This window comes from Mesorhizobium sp. LNHC229A00, from assembly GCF_000502415.1.
In the GTDB taxonomy this organism is placed as follows: domain Bacteria; phylum Pseudomonadota; class Alphaproteobacteria; order Rhizobiales; family Rhizobiaceae; genus Mesorhizobium.
Genome location: NZ_AYWQ01000067.1, coordinates 1 through 1,644, shown reverse-complemented (window position 1 = coordinate 1,644; position 1,644 = coordinate 1). Strand labels below are relative to the sequence as shown.

General features: G+C 52.6%; 2 protein-coding genes. Both read right to left on the bottom strand.

What is annotated here, in order from left to right; translation table 11 throughout:
* Positions 1-577 (bottom strand): PIN domain-containing protein (locus tag X742_RS1000000171835; protein WP_023775574.1); only part of this gene is annotated, 577 nt, incomplete at its 3' end.
* 589 nt (positions 578-1,166) lie between these two features.
* Positions 1,167-1,644: AAA family ATPase (locus tag X742_RS01000000171140; RefSeq protein WP_032925134.1), on the bottom strand; the 478-nt coding region annotated here is incomplete at its 5' end.

The window sequence follows — 1,644 nt, the reverse complement described above, 5'->3', positions numbered from 1 at the left end:
TCATCACGTTGTGATTGTCGGCACTGTTCTGTGCGCAGCGAATAACCCATTCCCAATTGATGGCGTCGCCAATTGATGTGTCGTTACTCTTTCGCGGCGGATACCCGAGCACAAAGCGCTTCCGGGCCAAATTTCTGATTACGAACCTTTGAGGGTCTGGCCTGCATAGATTGAGTGGCGAATTGTGATTGAAAATCCGATTAACGAGCTTGAATACGGGATCGTTGTGAGATGGGTCAGTCAAAATCTTCTCGACGTTAGCCCGAATCTTTGAGAACTGCGACTGTGCATCAGACAATCTTTTCCCGAGCATTCTTACAGGTCGCGTATCTGTAATGATTGGCGGAACCGAAAGCTTTGCCGGCTTGGTCAGCTGCTTGATGCTATCAACGATAACCTTCTGACGATTTTTCAAGAACTCCATTCGAATTTGGTCGCCAGTGATGATCGAATCCTTGTGTCTGTCCAAAGCGCCAAGCTGTCGTGCGGCACTCTCGCCGCCAATGCGGTAGAAATCTAAGAAAATGTTGGTGTCTACAAAGATCAGCCATTTCTCCTTAGCCGTGGATTTTGCCATGTTCTTTGCCCCCTCGCAAAAATCGAACCTTCAGGACCGGCAAGGCATTCGCCAGTTGGCCGCACTTAGCGGTCATAGAAACACGTGACGTCAAAGTCGCGCTTCGCCAAGTCGACTTCGGGCTTAACCTTCGCGACAATAAACCCAACCCAACCGAATCGAGGATCCGTGCCCGGAGGGACCGCCGATGGGGTATGTTCCAACGGAACCCAAATAACGGTATCACCAGGGTGCAGCCTGTCTCCCTTGGCGGTTGGCGTGGTTGCCATCACCAAGAACCCACCATCGTCAGAAGCGACCCTGAGGGCTGCCATCTGCCGACCATCCGGCTCGATCTTAACGGCAGCCGCAACGCCAAACTCTTTTGCCGCGTCAAGCACTAGTGCGACAACGCCCTGTTTCGGTTGGATGCGCGTGTGCCCATACTTGCACTGATAGCGCAGGAATTCGGCCCCACCTAAGGCGGTCTGGCATGCAAAGAGTAGCATTCGGCCGCGACTGGTGGAGATCGCAGACAGCCTGTTGGCCACCGCCGAGACCCTCGCGGGGTCCAGGGAATTCAATCATCCGGACATGGCGGCGAAGTCGATCACGAGCGCTGCTGCACTGTTCGATGCAACGTCAGCGTAGATGTGCGCTCAAGAATAACAGTCTTCTTCTCGTCCGAAATCGAGATACCTTGAGGCAGTCGGCTTGTCGAGACGCCCTTGAAGTCTTCGGCAGACATCCATTGAGCAAGGGCCTCCAACGTAGCCGGGGCAAACATGGCAACTGCGTCATCGATCTCGTCAAGGGTGCTTTCTTGAAAAACTCTGCGAATCGACGCTTCGTCTACTACGTGCGCCAGGTATGCCGTAAAAGGTCTGCCGCCTACGTTGTGTTTGGTTTGCTCATATGTCTTCCCTCCGGAGGCGAACAGATCGACCAAATCTATAAGCGACGACTTCCCAGAATTATTTCTGCCAATAAGAATATTTATTGGCCTGAAGCCAAGCAATGGGAACGCATCCTCGCCAAAGCTTTTGAAATTTTTGATGGATATGCTGATCCCGCTCAATGGATGATTC